At 37.5% G+C, this 20034-nt stretch carries 20 protein-coding genes, 2 tRNA genes and 1 pseudogene; 19 read left to right on the forward strand and 4 right to left on the reverse strand.

The features are described 5' to 3' along the window. The first annotated feature begins 7 nt into the window (after positions 1 to 7). On the forward strand, positions 8 to 766 hold the full coding sequence (locus tag BMY13_RS04295; protein ID WP_092502807.1) for an alpha/beta hydrolase: 759 nt from the start codon (positions 8 to 10) through the stop codon (positions 764 to 766). 90 nt (positions 767 to 856) lie between these two features. Here the strand turns inward: BMY13_RS04295 and BMY13_RS04300 are convergent, their stop codons facing one another. Next, complete coding sequence (locus BMY13_RS04300; RefSeq protein ID WP_092502809.1) at positions 857 to 1066, reverse strand: hypothetical protein; 210 nt, start codon at positions 1064 to 1066, stop codon at positions 857 to 859. 140 nt (positions 1067 to 1206) lie between these two features. Here BMY13_RS04300 and BMY13_RS04305 point away from each other — a divergent pair, with 140 nt between their 5' ends. From BMY13_RS04305 to uxuA, 13 genes are all read left to right on the forward strand, one after another. Beyond that, positions 1207 to 1875 (forward strand): HAD family hydrolase, encoded by a 669-nt coding sequence (locus tag BMY13_RS04305; RefSeq protein WP_092502811.1) that lies wholly within the window; start codon positions 1207 to 1209, stop codon positions 1873 to 1875. A 244-nt stretch (positions 1876 to 2119) separates the two neighbouring features. Further along, a complete protein-coding gene (locus BMY13_RS04310) occupies positions 2120 to 3148 on the forward strand; it encodes a LacI family DNA-binding transcriptional regulator (protein WP_092491787.1) in 1029 nt (342 codons plus the stop codon). Further along, complete coding sequence (locus tag BMY13_RS04315; protein WP_092502813.1) at positions 3141 to 4091, forward strand: sugar kinase; 951 nt, start codon at positions 3141 to 3143, stop codon at positions 4089 to 4091. The genes BMY13_RS04310 and BMY13_RS04315 overlap by 8 nt, the downstream gene beginning before the upstream one ends. A gap of 8 nt (positions 4092 to 4099) precedes the next feature. After that, the gene (gene hxlA, locus BMY13_RS04320; RefSeq protein WP_245736010.1) at positions 4100 to 4717 is read left to right on the forward strand and encodes a 3-hexulose-6-phosphate synthase; all 618 of its coding nucleotides are present in this window, start codon (positions 4100 to 4102) and stop codon (positions 4715 to 4717) included. Next, positions 4717 to 5268 (forward strand): 6-phospho-3-hexuloisomerase, encoded by a 552-nt coding sequence (gene hxlB / locus BMY13_RS04325; protein WP_092491790.1) that lies wholly within the window; start codon positions 4717 to 4719, stop codon positions 5266 to 5268. The genes hxlA and hxlB overlap by 1 nt, the downstream gene beginning before the upstream one ends. Positions 5269 to 5282: 14 nt before the next feature. Further along, positions 5283 to 6293 carry an ureidoglycolate dehydrogenase gene (gene allD / locus BMY13_RS04330; protein WP_092502817.1) on the forward strand — a complete coding sequence of 337 codons (1011 nt, stop codon included), beginning with the start codon at positions 5283 to 5285 and terminating at the stop codon, positions 6291 to 6293. A 114-nt stretch (positions 6294 to 6407) separates the two neighbouring features. Beyond that, entirely contained in the window at positions 6408 to 7418 is a 1011-nt protein-coding gene (locus tag BMY13_RS04335; protein ID WP_092491792.1) for a TRAP transporter substrate-binding protein, read from the forward strand. Positions 7419 to 7481: 63 nt separating this feature from the next. After that, a complete protein-coding gene (locus tag BMY13_RS04340) occupies positions 7482 to 7967 on the forward strand; it encodes a TRAP transporter small permease (protein ID WP_092491793.1) in 486 nt (161 codons plus the stop codon). Then, complete coding sequence (locus BMY13_RS04345; RefSeq protein WP_092491794.1) at positions 7967 to 9244, forward strand: TRAP transporter large permease; 1278 nt, start codon at positions 7967 to 7969, stop codon at positions 9242 to 9244. Before BMY13_RS04340 ends, BMY13_RS04345 begins: the two co-directional genes overlap by 1 nt. Positions 9245 to 9259: 15 nt before the next feature. Beyond that, entirely contained in the window at positions 9260 to 10276 is a 1017-nt protein-coding gene (locus tag BMY13_RS04350) for a zinc-binding alcohol dehydrogenase family protein (protein WP_092502818.1), read from the forward strand. 28 nt (positions 10277 to 10304) lie between these two features. Further along, positions 10305 to 11075 (forward strand): glucose 1-dehydrogenase, encoded by a 771-nt coding sequence (locus BMY13_RS04355; RefSeq protein ID WP_092491796.1) that lies wholly within the window; start codon positions 10305 to 10307, stop codon positions 11073 to 11075. A 15-nt stretch (positions 11076 to 11090) separates the two neighbouring features. Next, positions 11091 to 11711 (forward strand): bifunctional 2-keto-4-hydroxyglutarate aldolase/2-keto-3-deoxy-6-phosphogluconate aldolase, encoded by a 621-nt coding sequence (locus tag BMY13_RS04360; RefSeq protein ID WP_092491797.1) that lies wholly within the window; start codon positions 11091 to 11093, stop codon positions 11709 to 11711. Between the two features lie 22 nt (positions 11712 to 11733). Then, a complete protein-coding gene (uxuA, locus tag BMY13_RS04365) occupies positions 11734 to 12807 on the forward strand; it encodes a mannonate dehydratase (protein WP_092502820.1) in 1074 nt (357 codons plus the stop codon). Between the two features lie 50 nt (positions 12808 to 12857). On the opposite strand, the gene BMY13_RS04370 is transcribed toward uxuA, so the two are convergent. Both BMY13_RS04370 and BMY13_RS04375 read right to left on the reverse strand, forming a co-directional pair. Further along, positions 12858 to 12947: transfer RNA gene (locus tag BMY13_RS04370), tRNA-Ser, on the reverse strand. 27 nt (positions 12948 to 12974) lie between these two features. Continuing rightward, positions 12975 to 13040: transfer RNA gene (locus BMY13_RS04375), tRNA-Thr, on the reverse strand. A gap of 155 nt (positions 13041 to 13195) precedes the next feature. Between BMY13_RS04375 and BMY13_RS04380 the strand changes: the two genes are divergently transcribed. Next, positions 13196 to 14026, forward strand: coding sequence for an aldo/keto reductase (locus tag BMY13_RS04380; RefSeq protein WP_092491799.1), 831 nt, complete (start codon positions 13196 to 13198; stop codon positions 14024 to 14026). A 494-nt stretch (positions 14027 to 14520) separates the two neighbouring features. After that, positions 14521 to 16239 (forward strand): methyl-accepting chemotaxis protein, encoded by a 1719-nt coding sequence (locus BMY13_RS04385; protein ID WP_092502822.1) that lies wholly within the window; start codon positions 14521 to 14523, stop codon positions 16237 to 16239. Positions 16240 to 16293: 54 nt separating this feature from the next. On the opposite strand, the pseudogene BMY13_RS20035 reads toward BMY13_RS04385, so the two are convergent. Further along, positions 16294 to 16425, reverse strand: a pseudogene (locus BMY13_RS20035) (acyl-CoA dehydrogenase); the annotation flags it as partial. 238 nt (positions 16426 to 16663) lie between these two features. Here BMY13_RS20035 and BMY13_RS04390 point away from each other — a divergent pair. From BMY13_RS04390 to BMY13_RS04400, 3 genes are all read left to right on the forward strand, one after another. Further along, positions 16664 to 17929, forward strand: a complete 1266-nt coding sequence (locus tag BMY13_RS04390; protein WP_092502824.1) for an ABC transporter substrate-binding protein — start codon at positions 16664 to 16666, stop codon at positions 17927 to 17929. Positions 17930 to 17977: 48 nt separating this feature from the next. Next, positions 17978 to 18853 carry a carbohydrate ABC transporter permease gene (locus tag BMY13_RS04395; protein ID WP_092502826.1) on the forward strand — a complete coding sequence of 292 codons (876 nt, stop codon included), beginning with the start codon at positions 17978 to 17980 and terminating at the stop codon, positions 18851 to 18853. A gap of 77 nt (positions 18854 to 18930) precedes the next feature. Beyond that, entirely contained in the window at positions 18931 to 19680 is a 750-nt protein-coding gene (locus BMY13_RS04400) for a carbohydrate ABC transporter permease (RefSeq protein WP_425445142.1), read from the forward strand. Positions 19681 to 20034 lie beyond the last annotated feature (354 nt).

The following is a 20034-nucleotide window of genomic DNA, read 5'->3' on the forward strand; positions in this document are numbered from 1 at the left end:
GGGTAATATGGGTGAATCTTATCAAGTGATGGAAAATGCCGAAGAATTTTATTTTCCGGGAAACAAAATAGGGGTGCTAGTTATCCATGGCTTCACTGGCACAACACAGAGTATGCGGTTCTTGGGTGAAAAATTAGCAGATGAAGGCTTTACGGTTTATGGACCAAGTCTTAAAGGGCATGGAACTGACCCAAAGGATATGGAAACTACAGCGTATCGCGATTGGATTCGATCAATAGGAGATGCCTTAGAAATATTAAATAAGACATGTGATGAGATTTTCGTGACAGGGTTATCCATGGGCGGAACATTAACACTTTATGTGGCAGAGAATTCTTCCTTAATCAAAGGAATTATGCCCATTAACGCTGCAGTGCATATGCCTGATTTAATTAAAACTCATGATTCACTTCGGGATACAAAGACGCGATTTGTTGATGGTATTGGGTCGGATATAAAACAAGAAGGCGTGGAAGAACTCGCATATGCTAAAACGCCGGTAAAGTCGATGAAGGAACTTATCGCCCTGTCGATGATTGTCAGAGGGAATCTATCAATGATAGAAACACCAGCAATGATATTTTCGTCAACGGTTGATCATGTCGTTCCACCTGATAATTCACAGGAGATATACGATTCTATCTCATCAAATGACCGTGAACTGGTGAAACTTGAAAATAGTTATCATGTTGCTACACTGGATAACGATAAAGAATTGATTGCTGAAAAATGTGTGGGATTTATAAAGCGAATAAGTAAGATTTAGGCTGATTATAAGACTTGGATTATCGTCAAAGGGAATCTTATGACCTTTCTTACTTGCTAAAAAGGAATTGCTCTGTCATTAGCAATTCCTTTAATCTGTATTAATATCTCTTAATTCCTCAAATGCTTTTAAATAATTTTGGTAGACCTCGACATCAGTCCCGTCTTTTTCTTCACCGAATATTCCCTCCAGTGTTATTGAACTTGATTCTTCAAGTGAACAATCTCTGGTATTCATTATCAATTTCATATATGACTTGAAATAAGCTTTGCTTAGCTTTCCACCATGTTTAATACGCATGTAACAACACTCCTTGTTAGTATATTAAATGGATTGTACTTTAATATCAATTTTGTGATATGTACTGAAGCATATACATCCATGAAAATATTTACATTCCTCCATTGCTTGGATACAATTGTACTAGAGGTGATATAGTAATGGCAGTTGTAACGGTAGATTTCGATGGCACTCTATTCCAAGGGAATTCATTTAAAGTTATGTTTCAGGCAGCGCAAAAGGATTTTAACATTAAACAGTGGGCAGTCGTTGGTGCGGGAGTTATCAAAGCGGCTGTTAATGGAATTTTAAAAGGAAAGAACGCATTCCGGATCAGCTTTTTTAAAGCTTTTGCTAAATCCTTTAAAGGAAAGTCTGAAACAGAAATGGATGAATTTTTCCGTAAGCTAGTGGACATTGGCAGGGAAGATATTCATCAAGGGCTCGTTAAAAAAATTCAGGAACACCAGGAGCAAGGTGATGAAATAATTGTCCTATCTGGTGCACTCCATCCCTTTTTAAAGGCATTTACAAGGGAAGTGAATTTGCAAGTACATATTATTAGTACGGAGTTACAGTATGATCAGAACGGCATTTGCACTGGTGAAATCGGGATTGTGATTAATGGAGATGAAAAAGTAAATAAAGTACGGAAATGGATCAATGATGAAAATAACATCACTGGATCAGTGGAAGTATGGGCATATGCGGATAGTTTAAGCGATTTCCCATTATTTCAATTTGCCAACCATCCAATTGTTGTAAATCCAGATGAAGCAATGAAAAAGCTAGCTGAAAAGTATAATTGGCCGATATTTAAGTCTGCTTGAAATTGTTCATATGTCGGAAAAGTTGCATAAATAATAAAACGTCATTCCAGATGGGATGACGTTTTTTATGATGTTATATTTAGTCAGACATTGCTGTGTCTGTGATTTGTGTGTATTATTACCCAATTTCTTTAAGGAATTTTTCAAAAAAATAATTTTACCATTGTAAAACGCTTACATCTATTATATAATTTCACTAAATCGATTTAGTAAACCGTTTTAGTAAGGAATAAGGGAGATTATCATGAGTAGGAAAATGACGATTGCAGATGTGGCTGAAAAAGCTGAGGTATCAAAAAGTACAGTGTCTCAATTTTTGAATGAGCGATTTGAATATATGGGTGAGGAAACTCGAACAAGAGTTCAAAATGCAATTTCCGAATTGGAGTATCAACCAAACGTTGTTGCCAGAAGCTTGAAAAAGAAGAGTACATCGACAATTGGTGTTATCGTGGCTAATATTCTACATGCATATTCCACCCAAGTTATTAGAGCAATAGAAAATGTATGTAACGATAATGGCTTTTCTACGATAATATGCAATGCTGACGATAATCCAGAAAAAGAAAAGAAATATATTGAAACTCTCTTAGCTAAACAAGTGGATGGATTAATAGTAGTACCAATAAGTGGTAACTTAGGAACTTATGACAAATTACTGAAGCAGAACTACCCAATTGTCTTTTTGGATCGGCTAGTTGATGGGCTTAATACGGATACAGTTCTTTTAGATAATGAAAGGGCTTCCGAACTTGCTGTTAGTCATCTATTGAAGAATGGTTATAAAGATATAGCCATAGTAACTACATCACTAGTTGATAACGTTACGCCTAGGGTTGAAAGAATAAATGGATACAAAAGTACTCTTAAAGCAAACGGTATAACAGTTAGGCCTGAATTCATTAGAGGGATGGAACTGAACTCGTTCAACCAAGGTCTAGATGCTCTGTTTTCATTGGATAAAAAGCCTGATGCTATTATTTCTGGTAACGACTTGACTCTAATGGAAATATTAAAATATACCTTTGAAAACGATATAGAAATTGGTAAGGATATAGGGTTAATAACGATTGATGAAGTATCATTTGGTCCTATTCATTCACCACCTCTAACGACCATAGCGCAACCAACATTTGAAATGGGTAAAGAGGTGGCAACAATTTTATTGAAAAAAATTAAGGATAAAAAAATAAAAGATCCAGTAATACATCGACATGAACCATCAATAATCATTCGTAATTCAACTAAGAAAGAAGGTGTATCTAGTGAATGATGTTATAACAATTGGCGATGCCATGATTACTTTTGATCCTGATACAACTGGGCCAATGCGCTTCGTTAACTCATTCAAACGAAAAGTTGGCGGGGCAGAATTTAATGTTGCGATTGGATGTGCTCGGCTTGGTTTAAAAACAGGATGGATAAGCCGGTTAGGTCAGGATGAATTTGGCAGATATATTTATAATTTCGCTCGCGGAGAAGGTATTGATGTTAGTGAAGTGGAGCTCATGAATGGCTATCCGACGTCAATTAATTTTAAGGAAATAAATGGAGATGGGTCATCAAATACATTTTACTATCGGGAGAAATCACCAACACTAACGCTAGATTCAAATTCTTTAAATGAAGAATACTTTAAAGAAGCAAGGTTGCTGCATATTACAGGGGTTTTCCCAGCAGTAAATAATCAAAACATTAATACTGTATATGAGGCTATTAAATTAGCAAAAAAGTATAACTTAAAAATATCAATGGATCCAAACATTCGATTAAAGCTATGGGATGAAAAATTGGCTCGACAAACACTATTGCGATGGATGGAAGATATTGATTATTTATTGGCAGGAACTGATGAATTAGAATTGTTGTTCGGTACAGAGGATATAGACAAATGGATTGGGAAAGTAAAAGAATACTCAGTATCACATTTATTTATTAAACAAGGTGAACATGGCGCAATGCTGTGGACTGATAATAATTTATATGAACAACCTTCAGAAGAAAATGTAAACGCTATAGATACCGTTGGTGCTGGGGATGGTTTCGATGCAGGTGTTCTTTATGGACTACTAAATCACTGGGGTGCAGAAAAGATATTAAAGTTTGCTAATATTCTGGGTTCAATGGTTGTTGAAGTGGTTGGTGATAATGAAGGGTTGCCATACCTAGAAGATGCCCTGAACAGATTAGAGGAGATAAAGACTATTGAAAGGTAGGGGTCTTGATGATTCAAATAGCTCTCGACCGAATGGGTAAGGAAGAATGCTTCAAGATAGTTGCCCAAATTAATAGATATATTGATTACATTGAAATTGGAACTGGTGTTATAAAGCAATACGGAATGTCAATCGTTCAGGAGATGAAAGAAATGTACCCTGAAAAAGAGATTTTGGCTGATATGAAAACATGTGATGCAGGAAAGCATGAGACGCATCAAGCCTTCGAAGCTGGTGCAGATTATACAACTGTAATGGGTTTTTCGGCAGATAAAACAATAATAGACTCATTACAAGTTGCTGAAGAACACAGAAAACATATTGTTGTAGACTTACTTGGTATAACAACAAAGGATCGTATTTTAGAGTTGAAGGAAATTGGTGTAAAGGCAGTATCAATGCATATTGGAAAGGACATGCAAGGTGAAACATCCTTGGAAATTCTGGAAAATTATCAAGATGTACTTGAAGGCTTTACCATTTTTGTAGCTGGAGGTATTGACCCAGAGTGCGTTCAGTACTTTTCGAAACTAAATCCTAACGTGTATATTATCGGAAGCTATATTACGGGCTCTCTGAATCCTGAACAAGCAGCTAAAAATATGCAGGAGGTGATTGGAAAGTAATGAAGAAAACTCATTTAAAAATTCTTGAGGAACTAAAGCAAGTTGCCGAACAGCTTGATGAAAACCAAATTGAGTCATTTTCAAATGAACTTAATAAGGCAGACCGAATATTTGTTGCCGGTGAAGGCCGCTCAGGTTTAATGGGAAAAGCGTTCGCCATGCGGTTAATGCATGCAGGTTACGACGTTTTTGTCAAAGGTGAAACAATAACGCCGAGTATTCAAAAAAATGATGTTTTGGTGGAGATTAGTGGATCGGGGAATTCAACCTCACTTTTATCGGCTGCTGAACAGGTAAAGAAATCAGGAGCAACCTTATTATTAGTTACAACTGCAGCTGACTCCGAACTTAGTCATCTAGCTGATGAAACTATCCAGGTCCCTGCTGCAACTAAGCTAAGACGTCCGGAAGAACCTGCAACAATTCAACCGATGGGTAATCAGTTTGATCAAAGTGTCCATATTTTACTAGATGCAATCGTAATTTCCTTAACTCAAAGCCGTGATGACATTAATTATTATATGAAGAGGCAGCATGAGAACCTTGACTAGAAAGGAAGATATAGATGACAGACGTAATAGTTCAAGAGAAAGAATTAAAATCACTTGTTGTAAACAAATTAACTGAAGCAAATGTAAGTAAAGAACATGCATTAGTAGTTGCAGATGTTTTGGTACATGCTGACTCTAGAGGAGTAAGCTCTCACGGAGTGTTGCGAACAGAACATTATGTGAAACGAATGAATGAAGGCGGAATGAATCCAAATCCGGATTTTAATGTTGAGGATAGAGGTAAAACAGCAGCATTATTCGATGGTGATAATGGAATGGGTCATGTTATTACTAAAGAAGCGATGGATAAAGCAATTGATTTAGCGAAGAAAAACGGAATTGGCATGGTTGGAATTGTTAACAGCAGTCATTGTGGTGCTCTATCCTATTTTGCAGAACAAGCTGCAAAAGAAGAAGTTGTAAGTATGGTAATGACTCAAACAGACAGTGCAGTGGTTCCATTTGGCGGATCTGAGCCGTATTTTGGTACAAACCCTATAGCATATGGATTTCCAGCAAAAAATAACAAGCCAATTATACTTGATATGGCTACAAGTAACGTAGCATTAGGAAAAGTACTACATGCTAGAGAAACTGGTAAATCCATACCGGATAATTGGGGTGTAGATGCCAACGGGAATCCTGTTACAGATCCTAACTTAGTAAAAAACCTATTGCCTATCGGTGGTCCAAAAGGATACGGACTAGCTCTAACCGTAGATGTACTTTCCGGAATTTTAACAGGTTCTGCATTCGGAACAAATATCGCTACTATGTATGGTGATTATAATAATAACCGTCGTTTGGGACATGTGATTTTAACGGTTGATCCAGGATTATTCATTGAAAAAGATCAATTCCTTGAAAACATTGACAATATGATTGACGAATTACACCAGCTTGAACCTGCAGAAGGGTTTAAATCAGTTATGGTGCCAGGAGAACCTGAGCAATTGAAAGAGAAAGAACGAATGAATAGTGGTATACCTATTCCTGAAAGTATTTATGAATATTTAACTTCATAATCTAATCTTTATTACGTTAAAGGGGGGATTAATTTATTAAATATACTAAATATTCTTAAATGAAAACGGTGACTAAGAGAACAACAAATTATATTTCCAGGGAGGATTAATATTATGAAGAGAGTTATTGGCTTATTAATGGGGCTATCACTAATTTTTATTTTGGCAGCTTGTGGTGGAGATGAATCATCAAATGGGGAAAGCAGCGGTAGTGAAGGAGAAACAACTACTTGGAAGCTTGGTCATTTATCTAATGAAGATCACCAATGGCATAAAACTGCAGTAAAATTTTCAGAATTAGTTAGTGAAAAAACAGATGGTAAATTAGAAATCGAAATTTATCCAAACGAGCAATTAGGAAGTGAAACAGAAGTACTAAATGGTATTGAAGCCGGAACTGTTGATATGACTATTTCTGGTGAAACGATGCAAAACTGGGCACCCGAAGCTGCTCTAATGGCAGTGCCATACGCATTTAAAGATGAAGAACATGTTAAGAGTGTTGTAGAAGGAGATATTGGTGAGGAAATTGAAAGCGCCGTCAAAGAAAAAGTTGGCGTGACACCATTGTACTATCATTTGCGTGCTCCACGTAATCTAACATCAAACGAACCAATTAAATCACCTTCTGATTTAGAAGGATTTAAAATGAGAGTTCCTAACGTTCCATTATTCATGGATTCATGGAAAGAAGCTGGAGCTCGTCCACAGGTAATGGATTTTAGTGAAGTATTTACAGGACTACAACAAGGTGTTATTGATGGCCAGGAAAACCCAGTTGATTTAATTCATAGTGCAAGTTTCTTTGAAGTACAAGACTACGTTAACAAAACAGAACACGTTCGCAGCTGGATTTATGTTGTTGTAGGAAACGAACAGTTAAACTCGTTGAATGAAGATATGCAAGCAGCAGTAAAAGAGGCTGCAGAAGAAGCACAGGCATTCGGCATGGATTTATATAAAACTGAAACAGAAGGATATGTTCAAAAGTTAGAAGATAAGGGCATGGAATTCGTTGAAGTTGATCAAGATGCTTTTGCTGAAGCAATGAAACCAGCGGTACAAAATAGCCTTTCAGAGGAACAATTAGCACTTTATGAAAAAATTCTAAGCGCAGCAGAATAATGAATATCGGGAGCATCTCTTAGTAGATGTTCCCCCCTTAATCTTTTTAAATGAGGTGAAACCATGAAAGCGGTAAATGTTTTCAGCAGGATACTTAAATTCTTAACAGTTCTAACGTTTTCTGCTTTGATTGTAGTTGTTCTTATCCAAATCACTGGTAGATATTCACCATTAACTTTTGTATGGACGGAAGAGTTGTCAAGATACTTATTTGTTTATTCTATTGCATTTGGAGCACCAGTAGCAATGGAGAAAAGGGAGTATATTACAGTGGATTTGCTTGTTGGATTCCTACCAAATAGAATAAAGAAGTTCTATAATGCATTTATTTATCTGGTATTAGGTGTATTTTCAGGAGTGCTTGTTACGTATGCATATGAATTTGCAATGCTCGGAGAGGGGCAAACATCTGCAACTCTGGGACTTGATATGTTTTATGTCTACTTAAGTATGTCAATAACACTTCTGTTTCTAGCTTTGTATAGCTTCTTAAATATAATTCATGTTCTAAAGGAAAATACCGTTAAGAGGGAAGAGGGTGTTGAATAATGATGGCACTGATTTTATTTTTGTCATTTATCGTAATGATTTTTGTTGGTGTTCCAATCGCTTTTAGTTTGGGTTTATCCTCGCTAATTTACCTTCTCTTAACTGATATATCTTTATCGATTATCCCGCAAAAAATGTTTGAAGGGATTAATTCATTCACTTTGCTCTGTATACCTGGTTTTATCTTAGCTGGAAACTTGATGAATGCAGGTGGGATAACAAAAAGAATTATCGCATTTACGAATAATATTGTAGGTCATATTCGTGGAGGTCTAGGTTTAGCAAATGTTGGTGCTTCAATGGGTTTTGCTGGAATATCCGGAACAGCGCTTGCGGATACAGCAAGTATCGGTTCGGTTATGATTCCTTCTATGAAAAAGGAGGGGTATGATGCATCTTTTTCAGTTGCTGTTACATCATCATCCTCAACGATTGGTCCAATTATCCCGCCATCATTGCCAATGATTATTCTGGGTACATTGGCAACAGTATCCATAGGTGACTTATTTATTGCCGGGGTAATTCCTGGAATATTACTTGCTACAGGACTAATGATTGTTACGTATGTTATCTCTGCTAAACGTAAGTATCCTAGGGGAGAACGGCAAAGTTTCCCAGTTATATTCAAGTCTTTTTGGGGTGCGTTTTGGGCCTTAATGATGACGGTAGTTATATTATTTGGCATACTCAGTGGTTATTTCACACCAACTGAAGCATCTATTGTAGCAGTGGTATACGCGACTTTAGTAGGACTATTTATTTACAGGGACTTGAAGATTCGTGAAATGCCAAAGATTATACTAGATTCAATGGTTGGTGCTGCTGGTATTATGGTTCTCGTTGGATTTGCAAATTTATTTGGATGGATATTGGTAAGTGAGCGAATACCACAGTTAGTCGCTGATTTTATCTTATCTATTTCTGATAATCCAATTATAATTATTTTATTGATAAATTTATTATTATTGTTTGTTGGTACATTTATGGAAACTATAGCGGCTATCGTTATTCTTTTCCCTGTACTATTACCAATTGCAACACAGCTTGGTATGGATCCGGTTCATTTTGGTGTCATGATGGTATTGAACCTAATGATTGGCCTGTCAACACCACCAGTAGGGGTATGTTTATTCGTGGCTTCAAGTATTGGGAAAGTATCAATTGGGCGAGCTTCGGTAGCATTATTGCCATTTCTTGCTGTAAGCTTAATTGTATTATTATTAGTGGCGTTCATCCCGGAAATCACTCTGTTTTTACCAAGTCTTTTTGATAATTAGATCGGAGGTATATAGATGAGAGCAATACAAGTAAAGGAGCCACATGATTTACGCGTGGCTGAAGTAGAAGAACCTAAACTAATGAAATCGAATGAAGTAAAGGTTCGTATGAAGGCAATGGGAATTTGTGGGTCTGATATGCACATTCTACATGGGCAGAATCCTTTTGCTTCTTATCCTCGAATTATCGGCCACGAAGTAGCAGGTGAAATAGAGGGTATAGGCGATGCTGTGTCAGGCTTAAACGTTGGTGACAAAGTCGTAATTGAACCAATGACATCCTGCGGTGAATGCTATGCTTGTAAGCAGGGGCGTCCAAATGTATGTGAGCATGTAGAAGTATATGGTGTTCATAGAGAAGGCGGTGGGCGTGAAGTAACTGTAATGCCTGAGAACCTTGTTCATCGTGTGGATTCTTCGCTTGACTGGTCCGAGATTGCTTTAATTGAACCTTTTTCAATTGGTGCACAAGCAACATATCGTGGTCAAATTCAGAATGAAGATATGGTCTATATAATAGGTGCCGGACCAATTGGATTATGCTGTTTGAAAATGGCCTTGAATGCAGGAGCAAAAGTAGCTATTTCTGATTTTAATCAGGAAAGGTTAGATTTCGCTCGTAAGTGGGGAGCAGATCTTATAATAAATCCTCGAGACCAGGATGTTAGCGAAGCACTTTTTAACTGGACAAGTGAAATGGGTGCAAACGTAGTAATTGACGCCGTAGGAACTCCAAAAACAGCTGAGCAAGCAATCGATGTAACATCTGTTGCAGCAAGAGTGGTTTTATTAGGGTTCCATGTAGATGTTTCTCGTATAGCACAAGTAAATATCACAAAGAAAGAGTTAACTATATGTGGTTCAAGACTACAGACGCATCGTTTTCCTAAGGTTGTTGAATTGTTTAATTCGAAAGACTTTGATGTGAAAGACTTAATAAGTCATGAGTTTGCTTTAGATGATGTTCAAGAAGCTTTTAAATTAATGGAAGAAATGCCTTCTGGAGTACGTAAAGTAATAATTAAACTGTAGGATGGCAAAATATTTGGAGGTTTTTTTAATGAATGAAATGTTTAATTTGCATAATAAAATTGCAGTTGTTATGGGTGGTACAAGCACACTTGGTTCATCTATGGCGCTAGGCTTGGCGCAAAGTGGAGCAGATATAGTTTTAACTGGCCGAAATGAGGATAAAGCAAATTCCATTTTAAAGGAGATTAAACAGTATGATGTAAAAGCAGATTTCATAAAATTAGATGTGTTGCAGATGGACTCTATTAAAGAAGCGGCTGAAGCGATTGATAAAAAGTATGGTGGCTGGGACATTTTAATTAATGCCACAGGGGTTAATAGCTCAACACCTTTTTTTGATATAAAAGAAGACGAGTGGGATAGTATAATGGATGTTAATTTGAAGTCTGTAATGTTTACATGCCAGGAATTTGCGCGTAGGAACAAAGAAAGAGAACGAGGTGGAAGCATAATTAATGTTTCTTCTGTTTCCTCCATTACGCCGCTGACAAAAGTAGTAACATATTCTGCTTCCAAAGCTGCTATTAATAGTATTACAGAATTTATGGCACAGGAGCTGGCTCCGGATAATATAAGAGTAAATGCTATCATTCCAGGCTTCTTCCCAGCAGAACAAAATCGCAAAATTCTTACGGAGGATCGTGTGAAATCAATCATGGACCACACACCTATGAAACGATTTGGGAATCCTGAAGAATTACAAGGGGCTGTAATTTGGTTAGCATCTGAAAAAGCAGCTGGTTTTGTTACTGGTTCAATGATAACTGTAGACGGAGGATTTGGTGCAACCAAAATTTAGCAGGGAGTGAATGCTATGCAAATGATCGATACATTACAAAAATTAAAAGAATCAAAAATAGTAGCTGTAATTCGTGCGGAGTCAAGTCAAAAAGCTATTGAATCCTCGGAAGCGTGTATTCGGGGTGGGATTACTAGCGTTGAGTTAACATATACAATTCCTCAAGTGGAAGAAGCAATTAAAACGTTGTCCGAACGCTTTCCTGATGTTCTGGTTGGTGCAGGAACTGTGTTGGATGCAACTACAGCTAGGATGGCAATGCAATCTGGTGCGGAATACATTGTAAGTCCAGGTTTTGATAAAGAAACTGCATCACTGTGCAATCTATATCAAATTCCATATTTGCCAGGGTGCATGACAGTGTCTGAGATGATGACTGCTCTTTCATCAGGCTGTTCAATGATTAAACTATTTCCCGGTGGTGTTTTCGGACCTAAGGCAATAAAGCAATTCAAAGCACCATTACCGCAACTGTCTATTATGCCAACAGGTGGAGTGGATTTATCTAATATTGACGATTGGTTTAAGAACGGTGCTGAAGTTGTAGGAGTAGGGAGCTCATTGATTAAAGGAAGTTTAAAGGATACCGAGAACGCATCCAGGGAATTTGTTTTTAAAGTTTCAAGTTTGAAATAAGTTGATGGGGGTGTAACAATATATGAGAATGATAGTAAGGTGGTTTGGAAAAGGAAACGATACAATTGAGTTAGATCATATCAAACAAATACCTGGTGTAGAAGGTGTGGCATGGGCTCTTCATGACGTGCCAGCGGGAGAAGAATGGCCTGAGGAAAAAATTTTAGAGGTGAAAAAAGAAGTAGAGAATTACGGCTTAAATATAGATGTTGTAGAAAGTGTTAACATACATGAGGATATAAAACTGGGATTACCTTCACGTGAAAAATATATCAATAATTATATCAAGACTATTGAGAATTTGGCAAAAGCGGGTGTGAAAGTTATTTGTTATAATTTCATGCCGGTTTTTGATTGGACACGGACTGAATTGTTTAAGGGAATGGAGGATGGATCAACAGCCTTATTTTTTGAAAATGAAAAAATAAAGGAATCTGATCCAGTGGAACTAGTGGAAATGATTTCTAATAATTCTTCGTTTACTATGCCAGGCTGGGAGCCAGAAAGACTTGAACATTTATCTAAGCTATTTGAACAGTATAAACAGGTAACAGAAGAAGATTTATGGTCCAACCTTCAATACTTTCTTGAAAGAGTTATACCAGTTGCTAAAGAAAACAATATAAAAATGGCGATTCATCCCGACGATCCACCTTGGTCAGTATTTGGTTTGCCGCGAATTATAACCAATAGGGAAAATATCCAAAGGTTTTTAAGACTGGTAGATGACCCGTATAATGGTTTAACTTTATGTAGTGGTTCGCTCGGTGCAAACCCTAATAATGATATTACTAATATGGTTCGTGAATTTTCAGCCCGAATTCACTTTGCTCATATTAGAAATGTGAAAACGTACGATAACGGGGATTTTATAGAAACATCTCATCGTACAAAAGATGGAAGTGTTGACATCAATAATATTGTAAAGGCTTATCATGATACAGGTTTCTCCGGATACGTTAGGCCTGATCACGGTAGACATATATGGGGAGAAAATAGTAGACCAGGTTACGGACTTTATGATCGAGCACTCGGAATTATGTATTTATGGGGATTATGGGATTCATTTGATAGATTTAAAAAGGAAAGTCAGTAAAAGCCGGATAGTGTCTTTCACTATCCGATTTTTTTCTATTATGATAGAAAAGGAGAAAGTGGGATTCGAACCCACGCGACGGTTACCCGCCCTAATGCATTTCGAGTGCATCCCCTTCAGCCAGACTTGGGTATTTCTCCATATTTTACTAGCAGAGATTACGAGGATGCTGGTGAGAGGATTCGAATCTCTTCATTACGAGTGAACATCACTGCCAACTGTGCTACACCAGCCACTTAATTACAATAAAAATAATACTCCAATTTTGTATTTTCTTCAAGTATGTAATTCGTCCATATTTTTACGGATAAATGTTATTATGATTTGATTTATAGCTTTAAAGTAGGATAGGATTTAAAATAAATAATTGTATGTGGAGGTAATAATTATGATAAATAGTCTGCAGGATACAGTCACATTAAATAATGGTGTAAAGATGCCTGGATTTGGTCTCGGCGTCTACAAAGTTGAAGATGGAGAAGTTGCGACTGAGGCGGTTAAGGCGGCCCTAAACTATGGTTACAGAAGTATTGATACTGCGTCTTTCTATGAAAATGAAACAGGAGTAGGAGAAGGAATTAGGCAATCTGGAATACCGAGAGAGGAAATCTTTGTTACGTCAAAGGTATGGAATGATGAGCAAGGTTATGATAATACATTAAAGGCATTTGAATCAAGTCTTAAGAAACTAGGGTTGGATTATCTTGATCTCTACTTAATTCATTGGCCGGTCAGTGGAAAGTTTAAAGACACGTGGAGAGCAATGGAGAAATTGTATGAAGATGGAAAGGTCAAGTCAATTGGTGTGAGTAATTTCCATGTACAGCACTTAGAAAGTCTGTTGGCTGATTGTGATGTTAGACCAGCGATAAATCAGGTGGAACATCATCCTCATCTTACACAACCAGAGCTTAAATCATTTTGTGAAGACAGAAGCATCCAACTAGAAGCATGGTCTCCGCTTAAAAGAGGCGGTCTCTTGGATGAACCGACTATAGTTGAAATTGCCGAAAAATATAATAAGTCTGCAGCACAAGTGATTTTAAGATGGGATATACAAACGAATGTTATTACGATTCCTAAGTCGGTAAAAGAACACCGGATTATCGAGAATGCGAATATATTTGATTTTTCATTAACGGAGGAAGATATCGAACGGATCAGCGGTTTAAATATTAATGATCGCAGTGGTGGAAATCCTGACAGTTTTGATGTTTGATAAAAGCTTGATTGGCTGTTCTTTCCAAAATATATAGAAACTTGTTGGCAGTTAAGAAAGTATAAATCCTTTCTTACTGGATAAGTGCAACTAAGGCTTTCGCTATTAAGGCTTGGCGATAAGTCTAGTTTTCTAAATTTTTGTTTAGTAATCATTAATATGATTTTAGTACCATTAGTAAAGTCCTGTAGTTGACTTATAAACGCAAACTGATTGAAATATTGAAGTTGCTATGATTGCTTTGACTGCCAAACGGCTTAATATTATTATTACTCTAAAACTTGGCTATTCTATTATATTAGTAGAATAGCTTTTTTTAGCAGTTAAGAAAGAATAAATCCTTTCTTACTGCATAAGTGCGACTAAGGCTTTAGTCATTAAAGCTTGGCGATAAGTCTAGTTTTTTAATATTAACAAACAGGTACTTTATGTCGATATTAATAGGAGAGACATAACTTAATATTAAGTTAATAGAGATAGAGGGGAAGTCGGGAATGTTTAAAAACAAATTTAAATTCAACTTCAAGGATGTATCGATTGGGAAGAAGTACGGTCTTATATTAATTTTAGTTTTTATTTTATTTGGAGCTTCAACTGGGACGGCAACAATGTTAATTTCAAATATCGGGGATAATGTTGATGCATTGGAAAGAAGAGGAGACAGGTCTATCAATCTTACTGAAATGGGTTCACTGACAAGGTCTAAAGGTATTCGTATTGTCGAATACCTTGAAAATCAGGATCAGGAAATTGCTGATGAATATGCGGCGAGTAGCAATCAGTTCGATGTTTTGGAAGCTCAGTTGAGTGATAAAATGGATACGAAGGAACAGCAGGAATTATTTGATGAAATTGTTGAGAATGACCAATTGATAAATAAATTGTTTGAACAACGTATTGTTGATGCCATTGAAAATGGTGATGAGCGAACTGCTGAGCACTATGTAACGCAGGCGAACAAACTTAGGTCTAAAACAGTGGGTTTATTGGAAAGTTTACGGGCCATTGTTAACGAGGAACGTGATGCGGCAATAACACAAACAAAGGAAAGTCAGAATTTGACACTTATTATCCAGGTGGCATCTGTAGTTACAGCTATATTCATTGGCGGAATACTTGCTTACATAGTCAGTCGTAAAGTTTCCCGAAACCTGAATAGTGTAGTTGAAGTAAGTAATAAAATTGCCGATGGTGACCTGACTGTGCAAAAAATTGATTATAAGGGAAAAGATGAAATTGGAAAGCTTGCTGCGGCTGTGAACACAATGAGTGCAAACCTGCGAAATGTAATTCAGCAGGTAGCAAATGTTTCGGAAACGGTAAACAGCCAAAGTGAGGAACTTACCCAGTCGGCCAATGAGGTAAAGTCAGGATCTGAACAAATTGCCACAACTATGCAGGAGTTATCCTCTGGTTCAGAAACACAGGCTAACAGTGCAAGTGAACTATCAACGGTTATGGGGTCATTTTCAACCAAGGTTATGGAAGCAAATGACAACGGAGAACGTATCCAAAGAGCATCAAATGACGTACTTGGTATGACAGATAAAGGTAGTCAGCTGATGGAATCTTCTACAGAACAAATGATCAGGATAGACCAAATTGTAAAAGATGCTGTTGAAAAAGTAGAAGGTCTGGATTCCAAATCCAAGGAAATATCCAAATTGGTTTCGGTAATTAAAGATATTGCCGAACAAACAAACCTTCTTGCGTTGAACGCAGCAATTGAAGCTGCCCGGGCAGGTGAGCATGGAAAAGGCTTTGCTGTAGTAGCTGATGAGGTTCGGAAGCTTGCTGAACAGGTTTCCGTTTCTGTTACGGATATTACAGAGATTGTGGCAAGTATTCAAAATGAATCAACCGCAGTATCTGAATCGTTACAAGGCGGATATCGTCAGGTTGAACAAGGAACATTACAAATCAAAACAACAAGTGAGACATTTAATGGAATAAACACAGCCGTTAAAGAAATGGTTAATAGTATAAACACTGTGTCTGAAAATTTATCCGAAATTTCCGCAGGGAGTCAGGAAATGAATGGATCTATTGAAGAAATTGCATCTATTTCTGAAGAATCTGCTGCGGGCGTTGAGCAAACTTCTGCATCGGCGCAGCAAACTAGCAGTTCAATGGAGGAAGTTGCAGCAAGCTCAGAGGACCTTGCCAAGCTGGCAGAAGAATTGAATGGATTAGTAAGGAAATTTAAACTATAAGGATTAATTGAAAAAGGATCGCTCGCTATTATTGCGAACGATCCTTTTACTATTTTAGCTGTTTTGTTCAATTGCTTTATTCCCTAGCTGCATGATTGTCATATCATCCATTGGTGGGTTATGGATACCTGCTCTTACGTTACGATAATGGCGCTCCAATGGGTTTTGTTTGGATAGCCTACGTGCTGATCTACCCTAACCTGCATCATTAGTGATAATTCTAGAACTGCTTGACAAGTTTTTTATTCAAGCAGTTCTATTTATTTAAAATGAGGAATAGGTTTTTTAATAATAAGAGATATTTTCAGATTTATTGAAAGCGCTTTTATAAACAGGCGTTTTAATTGAAGACATGCATCTTGGTTCAAAAGGTACCTACCTTTAGGAATTTATTATTACAAATATAAGAGGAGGTTATTAGTTCATGAAAAAGTGGCTGGCCGGTTTTATGTTTTTAGGGATGCTTTTTGCAGCAGCTTGTGCAGATAGCTCAAGTCAGGAAGAACAGGATAGTGATGATTCGTCATCGGCGTCTGAAGCAACTGAGCTTAGTTTTATTCATTGGAGGGGTGAAGATAAGGAGGTATTTGAAGATATTATTGCACAGTTTGAAGAAGAAAATCCTGACATCGATATTAAGATGAATATTTATCCGTCCGAACAGTATCAGTCAAACGCACAGCAATTGCTTCGTGATGGATCTACCGGTGATGTGTTCACATCATTTCCGGGATCGCAATTTGAGGCAATGAAGGAAGCGGGTTTGTTTACCGATTTAACGAATGAAGACTTTGTTGGTAACTTTTCGGAAGGACCTATTAGCGTTGGTCAGGCTGATGGAAAACAACTAGCCATCCCGTATCAGCTTGTATTTAATATGCCTGTTTATAACAAGGGTATGTTTGAGGAATTAGGACTTGATGTTCCAAAAAGCTGGTCACAGTACCAGGAAATGGTGGATACATTGATCGAAAATGATATCGTTCCTGTTGCATTTCCAGGTGCTGATATCGGGCCGAACCAAACGATGAATAGCATGATGATGAACAATGCGAAAGATGAAGAAGTTTTTCAGAAACTTGAAAGTGGTGAAGAGTCACTGACAAATGATTGGTGGACTAACACATTAGAAGACTTTCAATATTTCAATGAGAATGGCTACTTCCAGGAAAACGCATTAGGGACAAATCAGGACTCTGCCATGCAAATGGTTGCAAATGAGGAAGCAGCAATGCTGGCTACCGGTTCCTATCATATGGCTGCGTTAAAGGAGTTGAATCCGGATCTTAAATTGGGCCTTTTACCGCCAATTACGGTACCGGAAAATGAAGTAGAGTACGAAGGTATCCATACGGCTACGTTTATGCTCGCAATTAACAAAAATTCCGAAAAGAAAGAAGAAGCGAAGCAGTTTATCAACTTTTTGAGCCAACCTGAAATTGCTTCTCAGTATGCTAATGGAACGGGACAGCACTTAACTGTAAAAGATGTGGAATATGAATCAGAGGAACTTCAGAATACGGCGCATTGGATTACTGATAAAAAGACACGCTTCCAGCCAAGGTATTTAATCACAGAGGCTGCTGTGGAGGATGCTGTACTTGGATCAATTGAAAATGTTTTAGGTGATGCCTCGCCGGAAGATGCTGCTGCAGAAGCACAGCAGATTGTTGAGGAAAATATAGAGTAAATGACAAGTAAGGCTCGCTTATAAGTAATTTCGAGAAGGATTGATTTCATGAAAATTTCAAAGGCGATTTATCTGTTTTTTATTCCGGGTTTGATACTGTATTCGATATTCTTTTTGTTTCCGACAGTTAGCGCATTATATTATTCGTTTACTGATTGGGATGGAATAAGTGCTGATTTTAATTATGTCGGATTTGCGAATTATGAACGTGCGGTTACGGGCGATAGTATCTTCATGAAGTCTGTAGGCAATAACTTGGAGTTTATGATTTTCGTCGCCATTTTTCAAACCTTGGCAGCTTTGATATTCGCTATTATTCTGGTTAAAAATACAAAAGTGAATTACTACCTGCGAGCCTTGTTTTTCTTCCCGACTATTTTATCATCTGTTTCGGTTGCTTTTATATGGGCGTTTGTTTATGACCCGAATTTGGGGATTTTAAATCAATTATTGAATCTTTTAGGGATTGGATTTTTGACACAAAATTGGCTTGGTAACGGTGATATTGCGATTTATTCGTTGGCTTTTACACAAGTTTGGTTCCATGCAGGTCAGATGCTAATCATTTTTGTAGCTGGACTGCATGCCATTCCGAATGATTTATATGAAGCGGCCAAAATGGAAGGAGCTTCTAAATGGCAGCTATTCCGAAAAATCACCTGGCCATTGCTGGCACCGTCAGCGACGATTGTAATAGCCTATACAACAATACAGTCGTTTCAGGCTTTTGATTTAATCTTCGCTTTAACTGGCGGTGGGCCAAATTATTCGACAGAAATTATATCCACTTACATTTATACCGTTGCTTTCAGAAATTATGATTTTGGATATGCGTCGGGTATTTCAGTCATCTTTATGTGTATTATTGCGTTGATTACGTATATTCAGTTTAAGGTGCTGCGATCCAACCGGGTATCTTACTAGGGAAGGGGGCAATGCGCTTGTTTATTAGAAAGTCTGCGGTACTTATATATGCCGTTCTGATACTTGTACCGCTTTTAATGGTCGTTTTGACATCGATGAAAACATTGGAGCAGACGTTTGATAATCCGTTGGGAATACCGGTAGATGGTCTCATCATCGATAACTTTATCAACATCTTTCAGGAACAGACGATGGCAGGCTATTTTGTGAATAGCTCGGTCGTGACCCTTTCCTCGGTATCGCTCACCTTGTTTTTCGCTGCCATGATTGCTTTTGGCATAACACGGCTTAATAACTGGAAGGGGAATGTACTTTTCGCATTGTTTACGGTCGGCATGATGGTTCCGCCCCAGGTGAATATGGTTCCGTTATATTCACTTGTTTTAGATTTAGGATTAACAAACAGTTTGTTAGGGCTGATTTTAGTTAATATAGCTTCCACATTACCTGTTGGTGTTTTTATTCTGACTGGTTTTATGAAGACACTGCCAAAAGAACTATTTGAAGCGTCCACCATTGATGGTGCCGGCAACTGGCGGATTTTTTCAAAAGTCGTTATTCCATTATCATTGCCTTCACTTTCAGCCACTGCCATCTTTTTGTTTGTGATGCACTGGAATGATTTGCTGTTTCCATTGCTGTTTATTACAGATAATGCATATAAAACACTGCCGCTTGCACTACTGGACTTTCAAGGGCAGTATTCCACGAATTACCCAATGTTGTTTACAGGAGTACTGATTGCATCCATTCCAATGGTCATCATGTATATCTTTTTACAACGTTATTTTGTTGCAGGCATGACATCCGGTACGGTCAAAGGCTAATTTTTTAGGCTATTTCTAAAAGATTTGTTGTTTTTGAAGAAATATTTAAGCATATATTATTCACAACCGTATACACGAAGACTCCTGGGGGAGCAATTGAAATTTATTTTCCACTTCACATAGTAAAGAATGAGTGAAATGTTATGTTACTTCCTACTATAAGATGATTATTGAATGAAATATGGGAAGTGATTTTCACTTGGTTAATAATACGGTAGTCTTTCAGTGGCCTCGAACAAAGGCATCGGTGAGACCTCGCAGTGCGATAGCAATCTTTTATGCGCAATATCACAGCACTAACTTGTTACACGACGAGCAAAAGAAGGACTCTACAGTCGTCTCCCGGAAAGTGAA

This window comes from Virgibacillus subterraneus (assembly GCF_900110695.1).
In the GTDB taxonomy this organism is placed as follows: domain Bacteria; phylum Bacillota; class Bacilli; order Bacillales; family Amphibacillaceae; genus Lentibacillus; species Lentibacillus subterraneus.